This is a genomic window from Mesotoga prima MesG1.Ag.4.2, assembly GCF_000147715.2.
Taxonomy (GTDB): Bacteria; Thermotogota; Thermotogae; order Petrotogales; family Kosmotogaceae; genus Mesotoga; species Mesotoga prima.
The window spans coordinates 501,058-520,309 of sequence record NC_017934.1 but is presented as its reverse complement, the minus strand read 5'-3'; the positions used below and the strand labels follow the sequence as shown (position 1 = coordinate 520,309).

17 protein-coding genes are annotated in these 19,252 nt (G+C 44.1%); 8 read left to right on the top strand and 9 right to left on the bottom strand.

What is annotated here, in order from left to right; all coding sequences use genetic code 11:
• Window positions 1-7 precede the first annotated feature (7 nt).
• The 7 genes from THEBA_RS02495 to THEBA_RS02465 all read right to left on the bottom strand — a co-directional run bounded on the left by THEBA_RS02495 (window position 8) and on the right by THEBA_RS02465 (window position 6,402).
• Window positions 8-670, bottom strand: a complete 663-nt coding sequence (locus THEBA_RS02495; RefSeq protein ID WP_014730311.1) for an ABC transporter permease — start codon at window positions 668-670, stop codon at window positions 8-10.
• Between the two features lie 288 nt (window positions 671-958).
• A complete protein-coding gene (locus tag THEBA_RS02490; protein WP_014730310.1) occupies window positions 959-2,137 on the bottom strand; it encodes an MFS transporter in 1,179 nt (392 codons plus the stop codon).
• A gap of 243 nt (window positions 2,138-2,380) precedes the next feature.
• Window positions 2,381-3,646 carry an ABC transporter substrate-binding protein gene (locus tag THEBA_RS02485; protein WP_014730309.1) on the bottom strand — a complete coding sequence of 422 codons (1,266 nt, stop codon included), beginning with the start codon at window positions 3,644-3,646 and terminating at the stop codon, window positions 2,381-2,383.
• Between the two features lie 38 nt (window positions 3,647-3,684).
• Window positions 3,685-4,257, bottom strand: a complete 573-nt coding sequence (coaE, locus tag THEBA_RS02480; RefSeq protein WP_014730308.1) for a dephospho-CoA kinase — start codon at window positions 4,255-4,257, stop codon at window positions 3,685-3,687.
• Window positions 4,257-4,514, bottom strand: a complete 258-nt coding sequence (locus THEBA_RS02475) for a hypothetical protein (RefSeq protein ID WP_006492079.1) — start codon at window positions 4,512-4,514, stop codon at window positions 4,257-4,259. Before THEBA_RS02475 ends, coaE begins: the two co-directional genes overlap by 1 nt.
• Entirely contained in the window at window positions 4,511-5,875 is a 1,365-nt protein-coding gene (locus THEBA_RS02470; RefSeq protein WP_014730307.1) for a glucose-6-phosphate isomerase, read from the bottom strand. Before THEBA_RS02470 ends, THEBA_RS02475 begins: the two co-directional genes overlap by 4 nt.
• 14 nt (window positions 5,876-5,889) lie before the next feature.
• A complete protein-coding gene (locus THEBA_RS02465) occupies window positions 5,890-6,402 on the bottom strand; it encodes an adenine phosphoribosyltransferase (RefSeq protein ID WP_014730306.1) in 513 nt (170 codons plus the stop codon).
• A 130-nt stretch (window positions 6,403-6,532) separates the two neighbouring features.
• Here THEBA_RS02465 and THEBA_RS02460 point away from each other — a divergent pair, with 130 nt between their 5' ends.
• The 8 genes from THEBA_RS02460 to THEBA_RS02425 all read left to right on the top strand — a co-directional run bounded on the left by THEBA_RS02460 (window position 6,533) and on the right by THEBA_RS02425 (window position 14,676).
• A complete protein-coding gene (locus THEBA_RS02460; RefSeq protein ID WP_014730305.1) occupies window positions 6,533-7,027 on the top strand; it encodes an NADH-quinone oxidoreductase subunit NuoE family protein in 495 nt (164 codons plus the stop codon).
• Window positions 7,027-7,404: a (2Fe-2S) ferredoxin domain-containing protein gene (locus THEBA_RS02455; RefSeq protein WP_014730304.1), complete on the top strand. Its 378-nt coding sequence runs from the start codon at window positions 7,027-7,029 to the stop codon at window positions 7,402-7,404. The genes THEBA_RS02460 and THEBA_RS02455 overlap by 1 nt, the downstream gene beginning before the upstream one ends.
• 17 nt (window positions 7,405-7,421) lie before the next feature.
• Window positions 7,422-9,221 (top strand): NADH-quinone oxidoreductase subunit NuoF, encoded by a 1,800-nt coding sequence (gene nuoF / locus THEBA_RS02450; protein WP_014730303.1) that lies wholly within the window; start codon window positions 7,422-7,424, stop codon window positions 9,219-9,221.
• A 68-nt stretch (window positions 9,222-9,289) separates the two neighbouring features.
• Window positions 9,290-9,787, top strand: a complete 498-nt coding sequence (locus THEBA_RS02445) for an NADH-quinone oxidoreductase subunit NuoE family protein (protein ID WP_014730302.1) — start codon at window positions 9,290-9,292, stop codon at window positions 9,785-9,787.
• A 2-nt stretch (window positions 9,788-9,789) separates the two neighbouring features.
• The gene (nuoF, locus tag THEBA_RS02440; RefSeq protein ID WP_014730301.1) at window positions 9,790-11,412 is read left to right on the top strand and encodes an NADH-quinone oxidoreductase subunit NuoF; all 1,623 of its coding nucleotides are present in this window, start codon (window positions 9,790-9,792) and stop codon (window positions 11,410-11,412) included.
• 65 nt (window positions 11,413-11,477) lie between these two features.
• A complete protein-coding gene (locus THEBA_RS02435; protein ID WP_014730300.1) occupies window positions 11,478-12,290 on the top strand; it encodes a transglycosylase SLT domain-containing protein in 813 nt (270 codons plus the stop codon).
• Window positions 12,287-13,774: a cyclomaltodextrinase gene (gene aglB / locus THEBA_RS02430; protein WP_014730299.1), complete on the top strand. Its 1,488-nt coding sequence runs from the start codon at window positions 12,287-12,289 to the stop codon at window positions 13,772-13,774. The genes THEBA_RS02435 and aglB overlap by 4 nt, the downstream gene beginning before the upstream one ends.
• A complete protein-coding gene (locus tag THEBA_RS02425; protein WP_014730298.1) occupies window positions 13,771-14,676 on the top strand; it encodes a DMT family transporter in 906 nt (301 codons plus the stop codon). Before aglB ends, THEBA_RS02425 begins: the two co-directional genes overlap by 4 nt.
• Here THEBA_RS02425 and smc read toward each other — a convergent pair.
• The gene (gene smc, locus THEBA_RS02420) at window positions 14,666-18,190 is read right to left on the bottom strand and encodes a chromosome segregation protein SMC (protein ID WP_014730297.1); all 3,525 of its coding nucleotides are present in this window, start codon (window positions 18,188-18,190) and stop codon (window positions 14,666-14,668) included. The genes THEBA_RS02425 and smc overlap by 11 nt on opposite strands.
• Window positions 18,177-19,190, bottom strand: coding sequence for an elongator complex protein 3 (locus tag THEBA_RS02415; RefSeq protein ID WP_236609195.1), 1,014 nt, complete (start codon window positions 19,188-19,190; stop codon window positions 18,177-18,179). Before THEBA_RS02415 ends, smc begins: the two co-directional genes overlap by 14 nt.
• Window positions 19,191-19,252 lie beyond the last annotated feature (62 nt).

Below are 19,252 nucleotides of genomic sequence, written 5' to 3'. Positions count from 1 at the left end.
TTCCACCTCACTTTTCCCTCTCGATTTTCAGTCCTCTGGGAGTGATGATCTCTTCTAGAGCGAGCAAACCATAGTTTGTTCCTATTCCCAGTATGGAAACTATCAGAGCTCCCAGAAGAACCATATTGAAATTTGACCTGCCTAGCCCTGAGAAGATGAAGTACCCAAGTCCTCTTGCGCCGATAAGGTACGCGATAGTGGCTACACTTACACCCATAACAGCAGCGTTTCTTACGCCTGCCATTATAATCGGTATAGTGAGCGGAAGTCTTACCCTGAAGAGGATCTGCCAGTTGGTCATCCCCATTCCTCTGGCTGCTTCAATCATTCTGGGATCCACTGAATTCACAGCAACAACCGTGTTCCTTATTACGGGAAGAAATGAGTAAATTACTAAAGCAATCACAGCTGGCGTAACACCTATTCCAGCCTTAAGTGGCGCTAAGAGGACTACCATATAACCGAACAGCGCAAGACTGGGAATTGTCATAAGAATTCCGGCTCCATATAGGGCAATAGAAGAAGCCCTTTTGCTCCTCGAAACCACAATCCCGATGGGAACACCAATCCCAATCGCGATCGGGATAGCTATAGCAATTATCTTTATGTGATTGAGTAACTCAATAAGAACCAAATCGTAATTCCGTCCCAGATACTCAAAGAAACCCATAAATCTCTCCTTCCATAATCGGCCAAAAAAATGGAGTACGGTTAAGACCCTTTCTTATGAACGAGTATTAAGTTTCTGACTAAAGATTTTTCTTTGCTCAAGTAGATAGAGATGGTTGTGTCAAGATCCTAACCAGAATTATTCAAACACAAGACTACCATAACTAGTATACTATACCACATACTGGAAAGCTATTTCTCACAACGCAAGGTTGGTTCGTGAAGATTGACTTAACTTAAGAACTTGATTTGAAGACAATTATAATTTGCGACAACCACTTATTGAAGTTCACTGCCGCTTAACATTATTCTTAAACAAGAAGGTCATTTGACTGATAATAATTACCGTTATCAAACCTATCGACATTAGACCTACGCTCTTCAAAGAGGGCCATAACTGGAGAAAATACCCTCCCAATAGCGGTCCGACACCGAAAATAATACCTACCATAGACTCGTGAATGCCTCCCTGCTTACCATGATCGTCTTCCTTCGAGGTAAGGCCGTAGAAGATTGCAAATATGTAGGGAACCGCATAGGTTGCACCTGAAAACAGAGTGGCAAGGAAGAACGTGACTGGACTCTCTGGAAGGAAAAATGTGGCAACGGCCGCTCCAAAGACAGTTATCATGGTAATGAAGGATAATTCAGGACTACCAACCCAAAAACGAAAGAGGCTCAGGAAGACAAAAGAAAGGAAGACCCCGACGTTTGCACCTACTGTCAAGAAACCCACATTCTGGAGCTGTATGCCTGTTGAAGATATTAGCTTAGGGAAAAGTGCCATTCCACTTGTATAGATTATACCTGCGAGCAAGAAAGTAAATCTGTAAACTTTTCTGTACTCCTCTAGCCTTGGGAGATCAATCTCACTGAATGACGAACTGAATGTTTCGGCAAAAGAACCGGGAAGGGATTCGCCGTGTCTTTTGAGATGTGATCTCACATGTATGCTACCGAGTCCACAGAGAGCAATTCCGTAAGAAAAGATAGCTGCCGGGAACCTCTGGATAAGAAATGGCCCAAAAGCCATTCCAACAATGTTACCTGCACTCCACGAGAGGACAAAACGAACAACGGTCGAAGCCGAATCAATTCCAATACTCTTTTCCGACTTCGAAAGCAACCCTTCTAGTGACGGGAAAAAGAATCCAAAAAAGAGATTCACCCCAATGGCTGCTATCACTATATCTACAGGTCGGCTCCAGAAGAAACCAAGAAAAAGAGCGATTGTCATGATAAACATGCCAATTGACAAACTTCGCTTAAAACCGGTTCTGTCCCCCATTCTTCCGAATACCAGGGCAGAGATTACGTAAAAAACACAGCCAATGAAGTTGATCAAACCAATTACCATATATGACAGACCCCATTCGGCCGCTTTAGTGTTGATCGATGAATTTAGTAAGTAAAGTAGTATTGAGAACGAAAACGCGTAGAAGTTGAATACATGAAAGTACTTTTTCATTTACTCCCGCCTCTCAAAGATGGTACCCCGGAAATTGAAAACATTCGAGACAATTCTACCTTAAGAGGGTAGAACTCCACATACAGCCGATGAAAATAATCTCCGAACCGAAATGAAATTCTGTCTGTTCTTGTTCATGAGTTCAAGAACTGATTATTCCAAACTAGATCCTGAACCTCTGCTTTCATTCTTCTGAATTCAACAAAAAAGGGAGGCCATAGGCCTCCCTACTCAATGCTTTGTTTATTGTTGCTCAGCAACTTTCAAGAGAATTTCCTGCTCTGCCCATGCCAGCCCTTCTTCCACGGTTCTCTTCTGGTTGATTACATCTCCTACCATTGTTCCAAGAATGTTTCTTACGTCATCCCAAAGAGCAACATTAGGATCAACCGAACCGTAAGGGATCTGACTAATAGGAACCATTACAGTCGGGTTCTGTTCCTCGTAGGCCTTCCATTGAGGGGTTGTCAAAGCAATTTCGGTAACAGGCATATATCCTGTCTTAACCGACCAATAAGCCTGTATTTCCGGGCTTATGAGATACTTCATGAATTTCCAAGCAGCAGCCTTCTGTTCAGGAGAAATCCCTTTGAACATCACTACATCTGTTCCGGCAAAAGGAGGAGCCTGGACTTTCCACATTGGAACGGGAGCCCATGCCCAGCCGTGCTTTCCTCTGGAACCTGAATCAACGTAAGAAGCCGACGCAATAGTCTCTACAAACATTGCTATCTGGCCGTCCCCGAATGGTGCGTCCAGGTAACCACCCTGGAAAAGGGCGACGTTGTAGGTATGAGCCATATCGTACATCAACTGAAGAGCCTCTTTTGCTTCAGGAGAATTGATAGTTACTTCAACCGAGCCATCGGGCTTTATATCGATTGCTTCTCCACCATTGGCTCTCAGGAATATCATGAAATGATCGATCGTGGTTCTGAAACCAAAGCCATATTGATCAATCTGACCGTCGTTGTTCTTGTCCTCAGTAAGCATCATCGCTGCAAACAGAAGATCGTCCATTGTCTTAGGAACCTCAAGCCCATATTGCTCAAAGAGGTCAGTGTTGTAATAAAGGACGTAAGTACTTTTGTTGAAAGGAAGGGCATATACTGTATCACCCCAGGTGACCATTTTCTTGAAAGGATTCCAAATGGCATCCCATTCCTCATCCGTCAAGCCAACTTCGGGATCGGAAATCAAGGAATTCAGTTCTTGAACAGCATCTCGAGGTATAAGTCTGGCAGTCCAGTTCCCGTAAGCCTGAGAAAGAGCAGGTAATGTCTTGCTTTCCGCACTTACCAGGAGTTTCTGCTGCAAAGCACTGTAGTTACCAACATAGATTGCCTTCACCAAGATATCAGGGTTGGCCTCGTTGAAGGATGCTACAATTTCATTGACTGTTGTTCCCTGCGCGCCGCCCATCGCGTGCCAGAATTCGATCTCCGTCACAGCAAAGGTAAAAACAGCAAAAGATACAATCAACAAAGCGAGAATCAGTCTCTTGCGCATTTCCCTACCTCCTTATAAAGGATTTCTAAGTAACCCAATTATACCACTATGCCCCACTCAAAAAGAATCGATCTCAGTTTCTCGAAAGTCTCTTCACTACTGCCTAATGTAGTAACTACAGCATCTACAGACTCTTTTATCGAATCGAGGTATTGCTGTGAGGCCAGAATCGATTCTGCACGTGATTTGCTCATTCCTCTCTTCATAAGTCTCTCGATCGCTATCTCGTTCGGGCATTCAAACCATATGATTTTGTCGCAATACTCAGCGAGTCCAATTTCATGGATAAGGGCTCCGTCAAAGATATAGTGATCTGAAAAATCCTTACCGACGATCTCCAGGGCTTTTCGCTTTATCACAGGATGGACTATCTTATTCAGCTTTGTAAGAAGATCGGAGTTTTCGAAGACTATTCTGGACAGCTTCTTTCTATCAACGTTACCGCACGTCAAAATGCCTCTCCCAAAGGAGTTGACCAGGCTTTCTTGTTCTTCTCTCAGCGCGTCGTGTCCGAGCTTATCGAGGGAGATTAACTCCATTTTTGATTTGGCCAGACGCTCTGCAGCCGTTGACTTGCCACTCCCCGCTTTTCCCACAAGACCAACAATCATTACAGAAGCTTTTCTCCCGACTCGATAACATTCAGCACGACTCTTGACAACTCACTGCTTGCATTCTTCAGCTCTTTCTTCTCTTCAGGGCTTATCACTATGATGTCTGCCTCGATTTCCTCCATTTCTCCAATCTTCTTCAAAAGATCCTCAGATTCCATCGAAACTATCACAAAGGTAGGTATTGGTTCTCCCGAAGTGTAGAAGACTTCCTCAACTGAAAAACCCTCAAGAACTCTTAATAGCTCTGACTTCATAGTTCAAACCTCCATGAGGTTTTCTCCTCATATCTATCCCTTATTTCCTCGTAACCCTTTCTTCCCATAAGAGCGTATGTAAGTTTCTTTCCCAGTTCCACTCCTGGCTGGTCATATGGATTTACTTTCAGCAAAAACCCCATGATAGCCGTCTGTATCTCATAAGATATAATAAACTCGCCTACATGAACTTCGTCTATCTGAGGGAAGATAATCGTCATGTTCGGCACACCGTTTGCAACGAGAGCAATAGAAGTTGCCCTGAGTTCTGCATTTAAAAGCTCCCCAACCCCGATTCCATTAAGATACGATAGAGCTTCGATATCGGAATGGATGAAAGGTATTGTAAGTTGATTCACGAAGTCTTCAACCTTCACCAGTGTAACAACCTTATCTTTTGGCCCCTCATTATAAAGCTGAACTTGAGAGTGCTGGTCGATCGCGCCCAAAGATTTCACAGGGGTTTGACCAGTATGGACAATTCTTCCGGAAAGATCGAATTTCTTTCCCAAAGATTCTGCCCACAATTGCCTGTACCAATCAGCGAGAGTGTATAACCTATTTGAATAAGGCATCATTACTGAGATATTGTGCCCCTTTTTCAAGTACGCGTAATGAATAAGAGCACAAACAGCGGCTGGGTTTGATTTCAAATCATCCCTCAGATACCTTTCCTTGCCAAACCTTGCACCCTCGTAGATTTGCTCAATATCTATTCCCTCAGCGACTGCAGAAAGCAATCCAACGGGGGTAAGAACGCTGAAACGCCCACCTACATCATCTGGAATCGTCAGAGATCTTACCCCTTCATTGTCTGCGATTTGTCTTAAAACACCATTATCCTTGTCGGTCGTAAATATGAAATGCTCTTTGACAGGAAGGTCTAGTTTTTCGAGTAAACCCCTGACAACCAGATAGTTGGCCATACTTTCGGCAGTTGTTCCCGACTTTGATATTACGTTGAACACCGTGTGAGCAAGATCAAGTTCTCCAAGAACAGAGGCTATCAGGTCTGGATCTACGTTGTCCAGAAGGAAAATCCGAGCCTTTCCTCCCCTCTTTTCATTACTAAGAGAGTTCCAGTTGATTGGTTTGAGCGAGGAATGAAGGGCTTGATTTCCCAAGGCCGATCCTCCTATTCCTATGACGACAAAGTTCTCGAACCTCTGAAGCCAAGACTTGAGAGCCCCAACTTCTTCAAGGATCTCGTCATCGTCAAGAATCCTAAGAAAACCAGGAAGTGGCTGAAAAACCTTTTCAAAGTTGGCAGATAAAGCTTTCCCAATATCAAATATCTCATCAAAGGACAACCCGCTCTCAAGAGTTTCCTTAAACGCAAATGAGAAGTCATATTTAAGCATTCTTCAAACCTCCACTAGTAAGTAATAAGAGTCTCCACACTGTACCTGGATAGCCTCTTTCTAGGTTCAAGAAATCCAAGTTCTGCCAGGCAAAGAATTTCAACGACTTCTCCTCCGCTTTCCTCGATCATTTCAGCAATCGCCTGCATGGTTCCACCTGTGGCCAGGATATCGTCTACAATAAGAACTCTGTCTCCTCTGTTGATTGCATCTACGTGCATTTGAAGAGTGGCTCTACCATACTCTAATTCATACTCGATTTCCTTTGTTTTATATGGAAGCTTCCCCGGTTTTCTAACCGGTACAAGGGCCTTTCCTATCTCAAAAGCAAGAGGAGCCGCAAAAATGAAACCTCTTGCTTCCGGAGCCACCATTATATTGAAATCAACTTTCATCGCTTTTTCCGACAACCTCAATATACACTCTCTAAAAGCCAACGGATCCTTTAACAATGGAGTGACGTCTTTGAAAACTACACCTTCCTTAGGAAAGTTTGGAACATCACGGACAAAGGATTCTAGATCCATCTAATCTCCTCCTCATAAGGCTCCTTGAACATGGGTTATTTTAACACAGGAATCAGCCCATTTCTCTAGGTGCATGTTATAATGCATGTGTGAAATAAATAACATTCTTTCCTCAAAGGAGGTGCATGGTTTGTCTCTTGTTAATTGCCCGGAATGCCAGCAGCTCTATAAAGAGCTTGACGAGTACATAGACTCGGTGAAAGGCAACACGGGGGTATTAATTAATGTACTCCACAAAGCACAGGAGATCTTCGGGTACTTGTCCGAAGAACTCCAGCAACACGTGTCAGAGAAACTAGATATTCCTTTGAGTCAGGTATATGGAGTCGTTACTTTTTATAACTTCTTCAGCATGAAACCAAAGGGGAAAAATCAAATAAAAGTCTGCCTGGGAACTGCCTGCTATGTTAAGGGTGCAGATAAAATTCTCGAAAGACTTCAAGACGAACTGAATGTTGAAATGAACGAACCAACCTCCGATGGGCTTTTTTCGATTCATGCTGTCAGATGTCTGGGTGCTTGCAGTATGGCCCCGGTTGTCTTGATTGGCGAAGATGATTACTACGGAAGAGTCAGCCCAGACGAGGTTTCCAAGATTCTGGACAAATACAGGAGGGCCGAGTAATGGCGAAGATTAAGAGCCTTGAGGAACTTATGAAAATCAAAGAGAACGCAATGAAGGGCCTTAAGATGCGTAACTCAGGCAAAAGAGGAAAAGTGATAGTGGCAATGGGTACGTGTGGAATTGCTGCGGGTGCAAAGGATACGCTTAGGGCAATAGTTGATTCACTTGAAGAAAAGGGAATCGACGATGTCTCCGTCGTTCAGTCAGGTTGTTTTGGTCTCTGCGATGCTGAACCAACAATAGAGGTTCATCTTGAAGGATCCGATCCAATAATATATGGACATGTTACCCCGGCTCAGGCAAAAAGAGTGGTCGAACAACACATAGTCGGGGGAAAAGTTGTCGGAGATCTTATAGTGAAAAGAGGAGAACTATAACGAAGAGGTGATTACGGGTGCCCGCAGTTGAAAACACGGTGCTGATCTGTGCTGGAGGGGCCTGCATTTCGGCAGGCGAGAAGAGTGTCAAAGGCATTTTTGAGGAAACCCTGAGAAAGTATTCGCTAGATAACGTTGTCAGAGTTGTAGAAACTGGATGCATGGGCGCTTGCGACCTCGGCCCAATGCTTGTGATTTACCCTGAAGGTGTCTTCTATCAGAAGATCACTCCAGAAAACGCGTCTCGAATTGTAGAAGAGCATATTCTAAAGGGTAGAGTAGTTGAAGATCTACTTTACAGAGGAGATGCGGGGGATCTAAGAGAGAGACCTCAGGAGGAACTGCCCTTTTTCACAGAGCAGGTGAGAATTGCGACCAGAAACCTGGGAGTAATCGATCCTCTTTCCATAGATGAGTACATTGCTAGAGATGGATACTTCGCGCTGCATAAAGTCCTTTTTGAAATTGGTATTGACGATGTAATCGAAATACTCAGGAAGAGTGAACTTAAGGGCAGGGGCGGAGCAGGATTTCCAACCTGGATGAAGTGGGACTTCACTAAAAAGGCGGAAGGTGACACAAAATACGTTATTTGTAACGCGGATGAAGGTGACCCTGGCGCATTCATGGATAGAGCGGTCCTTGAGGGTGACCCCCACTCGATAGTTGAAGCCATGACTATTGCTGCACGAGTTGTTGGTGCTCAGAAGGGTTTCGTGTATGTACGAGCTGAATATCCGCTGGCAATCGAAAGGCTTACTCACGCTATGAAAATGGCTAGAGAATATGGTTTCCTGGGCGAAAACATTCTTGGTACTGACTTTTCATTCGACCTCGAGATCAGAATCGGAGCAGGCGCATTTGTTTGCGGCGAGGAAACTGCACTGATCAATTCGATTGAAGGGAAGAGGGGAATACCAAGAGTTAAACCTCCCTTTCCCGCAAATAAAGGACTCTGGCAAAAACCTACCCTTCTGAACAACGTAGAGACTTTTGCCAATATACCACCCATAATCAATAATGGCGGCGAATGGTTCAGCCAGTTTGGGGTAGAAGGGTCGAGAGGAACCAAGGTCTTCGCCCTTGCCGGGAATGTTAAAAACACGGGCCTGGTCGAAGTACCTATGGGAATCACTTTGAGAAAGCTGATATTCGAAATAGGCGGGGGCGTGCCCGGTGGGAAGAAACTGAAAGCAATCCAGACCGGAGGACCAAGCGGAGGATGCATTCCTTTAGAACTGATCGATACCCCAATAACATACGACAACATGAAGAAACTGGGAACTATAATCGGTTCCGGTGGAATGATTGTAATGGATGAAGACAGCTGTATGGTCGATGTTGCAAAATACTTCCTTGAGTTCACGGTCGAAGAGTCATGCGGTCAGTGTACGCCTTGTCGAGATGGAACGAGAAGGATGCTTGAAATCCTTGAAAGAATTACTAGTGGGGAAGGTACTATGGAAGATCTCCAACTTCTGAAAGATCTTGGCGAGAACATCATGGCAACTTCTCTTTGTGGACTTGGCCAGACGGCTCCACAGCCGGTAATATCGACGATGCGTTATTTCTGGAACGAATACGAAGCACATGTGAAGGACGGAAGATGCCCCGCCAAGAAGTGCAAATCTCTGACACGTGTAGTGATAGACAAAGAAAAATGCGTGGGTTGTACCGCTTGCTCAAGAGTTTGCCCTGTGGAAGCGATAAGCGGTTCGGTAAGAAAACCCCATGAAATAGATCCGGAAATCTGCACTAGATGCGGTAGTTGTCTTGCAGTCTGCAGATTTGGAGCGATCAGCAAAGTATCTCCGTGAACTTTTTGGAACCCCCTTCATCGGGGGTTTCTTTGCTACTTCGAAGAGGATTGAAGGGAGGAACTTATATGTCTGCTGAAGATGTCCGTTTGACTGTAACAAGAATCTATGAAGATATAAGTGGTCAGAGCCTTGAGAAGGGAGACGTACTAATAAATACTCTTCACGCAATTCAAGATCATTACGGCAACTTTATTCCAATCGAAGCGGCAGAAGTGTTGAAGGAATTGACTGGGACACCTCTTTCCAGGATTTATGAGGTTCTTACATTTTACACGATGTTCTCAACTCACAAGAGAGGCAAGTACGTCGTCAGGGTTTGCAAGAGCCTTCCTTGCCATGTAACAGGTGGGCAGGCGGTGATAGATTCTTTGAAAAATACGCTTGAGATAGGCTTCGGTGAGACTACTGAAGATGGCTTGTTTACGCTGGAAGAAACTAGTTGTCTCGGTCTCTGCGGAGTCTCCCCCGTTATGATGATAAATGATGAGGCATATGGAAACCTTACCCCAAAAAGAGTCTCCGAAATAATACGCGAGATCGTCTCAAGGGAAAGGAGTGAGTAATCATGAGCAAACCAATCACGGTTCTCGTATCTATAGATTCGAACAGCTTGCTCCTAGGTGCCAGGCACTTAAAGAACTATCTCAATACTCTGGTCGAGAATTACAACCTGAGTTCCATGGTAGAGATTCTTGAAACTGGCTCTTTCGGTGAGTATGGAAGAGGGGTTCTCTTTCTTGTACTCCCCGATGATGTAATGTATTCTGCAAAGTCCGAAGTAGACATTGAGAAAATTGTCCTGGAACACCTTCTAAAGGGTCGAAAAGTAAGAGATCTGGTCGTTGCGGATTTCGATTCTGGAGGAAGTGTTGAAGCTACCAAATCAACGAGTGAAGTGAGAATCGTCCTGAGAAACGCCGGTTCTATCGATCCGCGAAATCTTGAAGAGTACATTGCGCTAGATGGATATCAGGGCCTCGCAAAGGCATTGAGAATGACTCCTGAGGAAGTCATAGAAGAGCTGAAGAAGAGCAACCTCAGAGGAAGAGGAGGGGCCGGCTTTCCAACGGGACTGAAATGGGAGTTTACTCAGAAAGTCAGATCCGATGAGAAGTTCGTGATCTGTAACGCTGACGAAGGCGAACCGGGGACATTTAAGGATCGGTTAATCATGGAGGGTGATCCCCATTCAGTTATAGAAGGCATGGTTATTGCTGGATACGCTGTAGGTGCAAGTAAGGGATACATTTATATCAGGGGAGAATACTTCGAATCTGTATCTAGTCTAAGGGACGCGATAAGCAAGGCGTATGAATACGGGCTTTTGGGACAGTCAGTTCTCGGAACGGAGTTTTCATTCGATCTTTCTGTCAGACTGGGTGCAGGAGCATACGTTTGTGGCGAAGAGACTGCTCTTATAGAGTCTATAGAAGGCAAGTCGGGAAGACCTAGGCTGAAACCCCCTTATCCTCCAGTTAGCGGTCTATACGGCAAGCCAACAGTAGTCAATAATGTCGAGACTTTTGCCTGTGTTCCACCAATAATAGATAAGGGAGCAGGTTGGTTCCGGTCGATAGGGACACAATCATCACCGGGAACAAAGGTATTTTCTTTGTGCGGGGATCTTGTTAAGAGAGGAATAGTTGAAGTGCCCATGGGAACTTCCGTGAGAGATCTTGTTCACAAATTTGGGGGAGGCATCCCCAAGGGCAGAACCCTAAAAATGGTACAAACAGGCGGCGCTGCGGGAACCTTCATTAAACCAGAAGAGATGGATGCTGAGCTGGATTTTGATTCCTTCAAGAAATCTGGTGCATCCCTGGGATCCGGAGTAATCCTCGCGATCGATGAAACTCATTGCGCAGTTGATATCGCAAAGAATCTCATGGAGTTCTTCGCTCACGAATCCTGCGGAAAGTGTTCTCCTTGCAGGGAAGGAACCCGTGTAATCGTGTACATTCTTGATGAGTTCTCAAAGGGAAGAGGAACTGTGGAGATGTTCAACCAGTTATATGACATATCTGAGACAATGGAAGAATCATCTTTCTGCGGCCTCGGCCAGTCTGTCCCAATTCCATTGCGATCTATACTCGACAGGTTTAAGGACGAGTTTCTCTCTCATCTAAACTCTCCGGGATGTCCGGTTGGTGTTTGTGAGTTCGATAAACCCGAGAAGAAAAAGAGGTAGAGTCAATAATCAAGAGGCCGGGGCAACCCGGCTTTTTCTCTGCTATAATTGCCGCGAGGTGGAATATGGACAAGGGTAAGAAAATTGACATGATCGTGCTTTCGATTCTCCTTGCATCGATCATCATTTTTTCATTGATACTTACTTCCCTTAGCGCAAAGAACAGACTTGACAGAGTTGCAGCTCTCTCCGTGCTTTATAATGCAGGCCTTGGAGCCGATTATAAGTCCATTCTTGAAAGCCCATCTTACCAGTACGATGACCGTGTGGTTGAAGCATACAGATATTTCACTGACAAGAGCGGCTCACTGAATTATAGATTGAGCAGTTCAGTAAAGATGCACAATGTTTCGGAGAACGATCTTTTCGTTTGCAACCAAACAATATCAGATCTTTCACAGCAAAATGCAAAGAGGAAATGTCCCTACTTAGAAACTAAGATAGCTTCGTTAATTGAGTCCAGCAGTTTACTTTCTGACAGATCCGCAATCTTTAAGAATCGCCTATCAGAGGAGATTTACAATGCCTTAATGGAATTTGCAAATGTGAAAGTTGATATTATAGTTGGAGGCGAAATTAAGACTCTAGATTTGTCTAGACTGGACCCGGAAGTTGTACTATCAATCATGGTAGTTGAATCCTCTTTGAATCCCTTTGCTTTGATGGAAGAAAGAAGTATTGATGAATCATTTTCTGACTATGTGCATTCAAGGGGGCTGATGCAAATCTACGAGATGACGCTTTGGACTTTGAATTCTTGGTTGAAGCAATCCAGGATAAATATTAAACCCCAAGAGCTCTGGTCCATCAGAAACAACATTTTCCTTGGAATGGTCTATCTTGCTTATGCCAATGAATTCCTGGAGGAGAAAAGATGAAAGACTGGCAAAGAGATTCTATCGTCTATCAGATATTCCCAGATAGATTCAAGATTGGCTATGGAAAGAACGTATTTCAAAAACGCGAACAAGGTCATTATCAGCTTCCAAAGCAAGACGTTAGAGATTGGGGAGAAAAACCCGTTGCTTCCGTAGACGGTAGTCATCAATATGATTTCTGGGGAGGTGATCTTGCGGGAATAACCGAAGAGCTAGATTACATAAGAGACCTTGGCGCGAACACTCTTTATTTGAATCCAATATTCTGGGGACACACGAATCATAAGTATGACACTGTTGATTATTTTAAGATAGATCCTGACTTTGGTACGGAAGAAGAATTCCTTCTACTTGTCGAGACTGCTCATTCGAAGGGGCTCAGTATAATACTGGACGGAGTTTTCAATCACGTTGGAGCTTCGGGAAAATGGGCCAACTCTCTTGAGCTATTCGAGGAACCAGGTGCCCTCCAGGGAAATGAGGAATTCAGAAAGTACTTCTTCGAAGGAAAAAAGGGTTTAAGAGGCTGGATGGACTCATGTAATCTTCTTGAACTCAATCTTGAGAATCCGATCCTTTCAAACATGGTTTTTAGAGGCACTGACTCAGTTGTAGCTCACTGGCTTAAGAAGGGCATAGATGGCTGGAGGTTAGATGTTGCCTATGATCTTGGACCACGAATCTTGAAAGAAATAGTTGCGACCACCAAATCGGTCAGAAGTGACGCGGTTGTTATCGGGGAAATCTGGAACTATCCCGGTGGTTGGCCCGAGCAATCGCATCTGGACGGGCTGATGAATTACTACTTTCGACTGGTAATCTGGGAGACTCTCAACGGTTATCTTTCCGGACATGACGCACTGAAAATCATCGATGAGGCTATTAAAGAGGCCGGCTTGACTTTCATTTCTAATTCCTGGACTATTCTCTCTTCACACGACGTACCCAGGCTTAAGAACGAGCTCGGATCCTTCCAGAGGGTAAAAGCAGCGCTTGTTCTTCAGTATTGTCTTCCCGGGATTCCCTTGATCTATTATGGCGAGGAAATAGAAATGGATGGAGGCAATGATCCTGAGAACAGGGCTCCGATGGATTGGCAAAGTGTTTCGAAGGAAACAGAGACGCGGATCCTTTTTAAGAAGCTGAACGCAATTCGAGAAACAAAAGCATCACTTCGAGCGGGTAATTTCAAACCCTTGATTTCTTCCGATAGTTCACTCATATCCTTCAAGAGAACTGGCGAAATTGTGGAAGATATGGTTCTTTGCGTAGTCAACCCTACTGCAAACAACATAAAATCGAGAGTTTTTTTGCAGGAGGGTTTCCTTATGAACGGGACAGAAATGAAGGATCTGTTGACTGGAAGAGCATTTAAAGTGTCGTTCGGAACGGTATCTGTTGATCTCGGACCGTTTGAGGCGCTGATTATGGAGCCTTTGATTATCAGATCAGATCTTCATTATTCACCGTATAAAAGATTATGAAAGAGACTGATAGAAGATCCCTAGGTCTTGTTATTCTGGCAACAACGGCAGTGATTTGGGGTGGATCATATATTTTTACCAAGGTGGCCGTCAGTTCACTTCCTCCAATGCTGCTAGCTTTTCTTCGTTTTGCAATTGCAGTCGTTATTCTGTTTCCCATATCCTTAAATAAGAGGGGTTCTTTCAATACCGTAGATCACAAGAATGCGGCTTTAGCAGGTCTCTCAGGAATCACATTTTATTTTTTCTTTGAAAATTATGGTTTGACAATGACGAATGCCGCTGACGCTTCTTTGATTGTATCCACGGCTCCCATACTCACAATACTTCTTTATGACCTAATAAGAAAAAAGTACGATCTCTTCGAATACTTGGGGGGTCTCGTAGCTTTCTCGGGACTCTCAGTGATTATTTATTCGGGAAGATTTGCCGATGGCTCTAGCGTAACAGGAAATCTCTTCTCTTTCGGTGCAGCAGTCTCCTGGACGGCATACACTTACTTTTATGAGAAGATTCACAACAGCTCGATATGGACAACTCTAGAAATAATGCTCTGGGGACTTCTCTTTTCCGCGCCCTTTGCTCTTTCAGAAATCCTTCTTTTCAAAAGACCCGTCGTCTTTTCTTTCGGTGCGGTCTCAGGCATTTTGTTCTTAGGGATTTTTGCATCGGCTCTGGGATACATAATGTGGAACAAGGGAATAGATCTTTGGGGAGGAAAGGCGGCTACTCTATGGGTCTACACAATCCCCGTTTTCACCGTAATCGCCGACATTGTTTTTCTCGGGAATTCACCTTCCATGTTGTTTTTTACAGGCTCTGCACTGGTCGGAGCAGGAATGTTATTGGTTATAGGAAGGGAATACAGGCGGCTAGTTTCACACGACAACACTAACCGATAACTGTCTCAACCGACTGCAGTTCGACAGGGATTACTCTTGAAAGACCGTCTGTCATTGTCACTCCATGAAGAACATTTGCAACCTCCATAACAAGTTTGTTATGGGTAACAACAAGAAACTGCGTGTCGGCGGCATGTTTCCTAAGCAACACTCTGAACCTTTCGGCATTGAAATCATCCAGTGGAGCGTCAACTTCATCTAAAACGTAAAAAGGACTGGGTTTTATACTCAGTAACGAGAAAACAAGGGCTATTCCAACAAGTGCCTTTTCCCCACCGGATAGGAGTTGAAGCTTCTGAATCTTTCTTCCAGGTCTCCTGACTGTGATCTCCAAACCGGTCTCAAGTAAGTCTTCACCAGGGATTATCTTTATCTCGCCTTCTCCTCCGTCGAAAATCTCCTCAATGTACCGATTGAAGTTCTCGTTCACACTGTTGAAGGTTTCCATGAAGATATTCTTCGCCTTAGCATCTGTCTTATCAATCAGTTCGATAAGTTTTACTTTAGCTTCTTCTAGATCCTTCCTCTGCTCATCGAGTTCTTGATACTCCCTATCTACAACACCATACTCATCAATAGCCTCAAGATCAACGCTTCCAAGAAACTTTAGTTTGTTCTCGTAATCGTCAAGTTCCACCTTGATGTCTTGAAGTTTCTCTTCGGAAAGAATCTCGACCTCTTCTTCGACTTCATCTAATTCTTCTCTCACTCTTGACAGTTTCATCTCGCTCTCTTGAATGTGCATCTCAAGTTTGTGAGATTTGTCCCGAAGTTTTTCTCTCTCCGCTTTCATTTCATTTATCTCTTCTTCGGCCTCTTGAAGGGCAGAAAACCTTTGCTCTTTCCCTTCCCTTTGATTTCTTATGCTCGAAAAGAGGTTTTCCGTTTCTTTCTTGACTGAGGTTAGCTCTCTTTCCTGATCCGCCACCTGTCTTCTCAGCCGTTCCGTCTCCGATTCGACTTCTGAGACTTCTCGAGAAAGAAGATCGATGTTCTCCTGATCAGCTTTGCTCTTTTGAATTAAGGAACTGTGTTCCTTTGTGTACTGTTCCTGCTTCTCGTATAGAGTGGATAGCCTAAGCCTGGTATCGACAATCTTTTCTTGAAGCTGTTCAAGGGCTTTCTTCTGTTTCTTAAGCTCTTCAGATTCCTCTTCAACTTTGCGTTGTAGTTCAGAGCGCTCTTCTTTGAGAGCAGATTGTTCTCCAACAAGAACTTCCTTCTTTCTAAAATTTTCTTCCATCCTTCTAGTATATTCGTTTTCAAGTTTCTGGAGCTCAGCTATCTCTTCCTCGACTTCCTGAGCAGATTTCAGCAATTCCGCTATCATTCTGTTTATTGCCGCCCCCTTTGAAGCCAATTCATTGAGCTCTTCTTGCAGCGCCTTCAGATATCCACGGACCTCTGTCATCTCGTCCCTAAGTCTTTCAATCTGCTTATTACCGAGCTGTATTTGCTTCTCCAGTTCGTCTTCTCTTTCAACAAGTTCTTGGATCCGTCTCTTCCTGGAGAGTAGATCGGTTCGAGTTTCTTCTCCAATAAACCCTCCGGTAATGGATCCACCGCTACTCAACAACTGGCCATCGACGGATACAATTCTACCAATGAAACCTTCTGATCTCCTCATTTCAATCGCATCATCAAGGGTTCTTGCTACAATTGAGTTTCCGAAAAGGTAAACCGGTAGTTTCTCGAAACCATCCGGGATTTCTACAAGCCTGGCAGCGTAGTTGATGAAGCCTGGATGCGACTCAACCCTTGAGAAATTTCTGAAACTGCCTTCAATCATGTCAATGGGAAGCAAGGTTACCCGACCTATCTTATACGATTTGAGGAATTCGATTATTCTCTTTGCGGTTATTGAGTCGTCAACCACTATATCCTGCATACGGTATCCTAGAAGAACTGTTATAGCGGTTTCAAAGGATTCTGGTACCTGTATGATGTTTGCAACAACATCTCTGAGTCCCGCAAAGCTCTCCTTTCTCGAGAAGACTTCTCTGACTGCTTTGGAGAATCCCTGATATTCTTCTTGCTGCCTTTGGAGTAAGCCCCTTTCCATTTGAGATCTTCTAAACTCGCTTTCATTGCTTGAAAGACGATCCCTAGCTTTCTCTAATTCTGCATCCAGCTCAACGAGTCTTTCTTTCGAGGCGCTTACTTCCGCTTCAACTTTTCGTTGTTTATCTGAACTTTCCTTGCCCTGTTTTGCTAGAGACTCGGTTTCTTCCTTGAGGGTTTCGAACCTATCTCTTTTCGTTTCCAGTTGGTTTTCGATTAGGCGCAATCTCTTACTTGTGTCTTCCCTGCTATTTTCAAGTCTCTCGAGCTCATTCTCAATCTTTGAAAGCCTCTTCGAAATAGACTCAAAGGTCTCTTGATGCTTGAGCCATTCTCGTTCTCTCGCGCTGTAATTTTTTAAAAGGGAGTCCCGTTCCTCTTCAGACAAAGAGAGGGCAGTTTCTTCATCTGAAACCTGTTGCTCGAGGCTCTCGATAATTAACTTAATCTCATCCTTTCTCTTATCGAGATCCTCGATTTCCGATCTGAAATTGTCAATCCGGGTTGAGATTTCTATCAATCTATTCTCTTTTTCGTTCAGTCTTCTTGAGTACATCTCTTTGAGCTCCAACAAGTCGTTTTGCCGTTTCTTATACTCTTCGAGAAGTTTCGTGAACCCTTCGATTTCTTTGTCAACTTCTGAGAACTCTGCCCTTAAAGCTGACCATTTAGACTCGCCTTCAATTAACTTCTTCTGAAGATCTTTTAACTCGTTACGAACCTCTCCTAGATCTCCATTAAGAGTCCCAAGTTTCTCCTCTTCGAGTCTTGCGATATTGCCGAAGAAGAGATTCTTCAGCTCCTTCTGTTTCGCAGAATACTCAACGAACTTCTCAGCCCTTTTTGCTTTTAGATAAAGAGACTTACGTTGTTTGCCAAGCTCAAAAATTATGTCTTCAAGTCTGCTTAGATTTTCTTCCGTTGCCGCCAACTTTCCCAGCGCTTCTTTCTTCCTCTCTTTGTACACCGCAGTACCGGCAGCCTCTTCAATGAGAGCCCTCAGCTCGTATGGCGAGGCCGTCACTACCTTATCGACCTGTCCCTGCCCAACTATAGAGTATATATCCATTCCAACACCGGTTCCCTGGAATAGCTCCTTTATATCCTTCAGTCTGGACTGTTTGTCATTGACTTTGTAAGACGACTGTCCATCTCTAGATATCTCCCGCGCAATTGAAAAGATTCCTTCCTCTGATTCGAATACAAGTTTGACTTCAGCGGAGTTTGAAGGTGGAAATCTCTCTGAACCGTTGAAGATGACATCTTCCCTGCTGTCGGCCCTGATGTTTTTCATAGACTGCTCGCCAAATATCCATCTTATCGCGTCAACAACATTCGATTTTCCACTGCCATTGGGTCCGACTACCGCAGTCATGCCCGATGAGACCTCGAATCTAGTTGGCATGGCGAAGCTCTTGAATCCTTTTATGTAAACTGAATTAAGCCTCAGCATAAACTCCCTCCAGAACCCTTTCTTTGATCCGTCTCATATAAAGAGAAACATCGATTTCCTCACCATCGTGAGCGAAGTCTATAAGAATCCCCTCCTTACGGGCTTCCTCGACAATTCCCTTCTTATGACCTGTGAAAAATGGTTTGAATTTATTATGAAGTCTTAGCTCGTTTCTCTTCATTTCCCCGGAAAATGCCCTGACGATTTCAAGGAAAAGTCTATCACGCACGAGTTCTCCAATCGCAGGGTGAAATGGACCGGCCACCACGTTGTCTATCTGCTTTCCATACAGACAGATACCAATCCTGTTTATCTTCACATTCGATGTCGAGAGCAGAAGGTACATTTTCCAGAGAATCTCAATAGACTCCTGGAGGTCAAGAGGCGAAAATCTACGAAGTTTGTATTCATTCTCAAGAAGAGAACCCTTCAAAATCACCAGAGGATGAAGCCTAACGGAAGAGGCACCTACTCTGATAGCCTCTCTGGTCGAGTGAATGTCCTTACTCTCTGAGTCTTCGGGTAGCCCGGTCATCAAGTGAATGCCAAATTTGATTCCGTTGCTATTCAACAAGTGAGTTGCTTTATAAACATCGCTGGTGTTGTGGTCTCTGTTAGATTTCTCCAGAACAGTATCATCAAAAGACTGGACTCCAAGCTCGATAAAGTTTACCGGATAAGGTTTCAAATACTCTACTAACCTCTCGGATATGAGCCCCGGAGAGGTGGAGAATCTGATCCCCTTTATCTGACCTGCTTTGAAGAACTCAGTTGCAACCTCCAGGTACTTCTGCTGATTACCAAACCCGGTAAATGTGCCACCATAAAATGCAAGCTCCACATCCTCTGGATGTCTAAAGAATGAAAGATACTTCTCTACAGTGGAAACGATCTCTTTCTCATCGGGAACTCCAGTGACTCCAGTGGCGGAGTATTCATTACAGAATATGCATCGCGTTCTGCAACCCTCATGTGGAACGAAAATTGGAATAATATTCATACTAGTATTATAAACCGATTGAGCACTATTTAACAAAGATACTTCAACAAATCTTAAACGAA

Bases quoted from the DNA above. Each gene is read 5' to 3' on its own strand.
- THEBA_RS02465 (WP_014730306.1), bottom strand. From the start codon at position 6,402: ATGGATCTAGAATCCTTTGTCCGTGATGTTCCAAACTTTCCTAAGGAA.
- THEBA_RS02485 (WP_014730309.1), bottom strand. From the start codon at position 3,646: ATGCGCAAGAGACTGATTCTCGCTTTGTTGATTGTATCTTTTGCTGTT.
- THEBA_RS02435 (WP_014730300.1), top strand. From the start codon at position 11,478: ATGGACAAGGGTAAGAAAATTGACATGATCGTGCTTTCGATTCTCCTT.
- THEBA_RS02415 (WP_236609195.1), bottom strand. From the start codon at position 19,190: ATGAATATTATTCCAATTTTCGTTCCACATGAGGGTTGCAGAACGCGA.
- THEBA_RS02445 (WP_014730302.1), top strand. From the start codon at position 9,290: ATGTCTGCTGAAGATGTCCGTTTGACTGTAACAAGAATCTATGAAGAT.
- THEBA_RS02470 (WP_014730307.1), bottom strand. From the start codon at position 5,875: ATGCTTAAATATGACTTCTCATTTGCGTTTAAGGAAACTCTTGAGAGC.
- nuoF (WP_014730301.1), top strand. From the start codon at position 9,790: ATGAGCAAACCAATCACGGTTCTCGTATCTATAGATTCGAACAGCTTG.
- THEBA_RS02495 (WP_014730311.1), bottom strand. From the start codon at position 670: ATGGGTTTCTTTGAGTATCTGGGACGGAATTACGATTTGGTTCTTATT.
- coaE (WP_014730308.1), bottom strand. From the start codon at position 4,257: ATGATTGTTGGTCTTGTGGGAAAAGCGGGGAGTGGCAAGTCAACGGCT.
- THEBA_RS02490 (WP_014730310.1), bottom strand. From the start codon at position 2,137: ATGAAAAAGTACTTTCATGTATTCAACTTCTACGCGTTTTCGTTCTCA.
- THEBA_RS02455 (WP_014730304.1), top strand. From the start codon at position 7,027: ATGGCGAAGATTAAGAGCCTTGAGGAACTTATGAAAATCAAAGAGAAC.
- THEBA_RS02425 (WP_014730298.1), top strand. From the start codon at position 13,771: ATGAAAGAGACTGATAGAAGATCCCTAGGTCTTGTTATTCTGGCAACA.
- smc (WP_014730297.1), bottom strand. From the start codon at position 18,190: ATGCTGAGGCTTAATTCAGTTTACATAAAAGGATTCAAGAGCTTCGCC.
- aglB (WP_014730299.1), top strand. From the start codon at position 12,287: ATGAAAGACTGGCAAAGAGATTCTATCGTCTATCAGATATTCCCAGAT.
- THEBA_RS02475 (WP_006492079.1), bottom strand. From the start codon at position 4,514: ATGAAGTCAGAGCTATTAAGAGTTCTTGAGGGTTTTTCAGTTGAGGAA.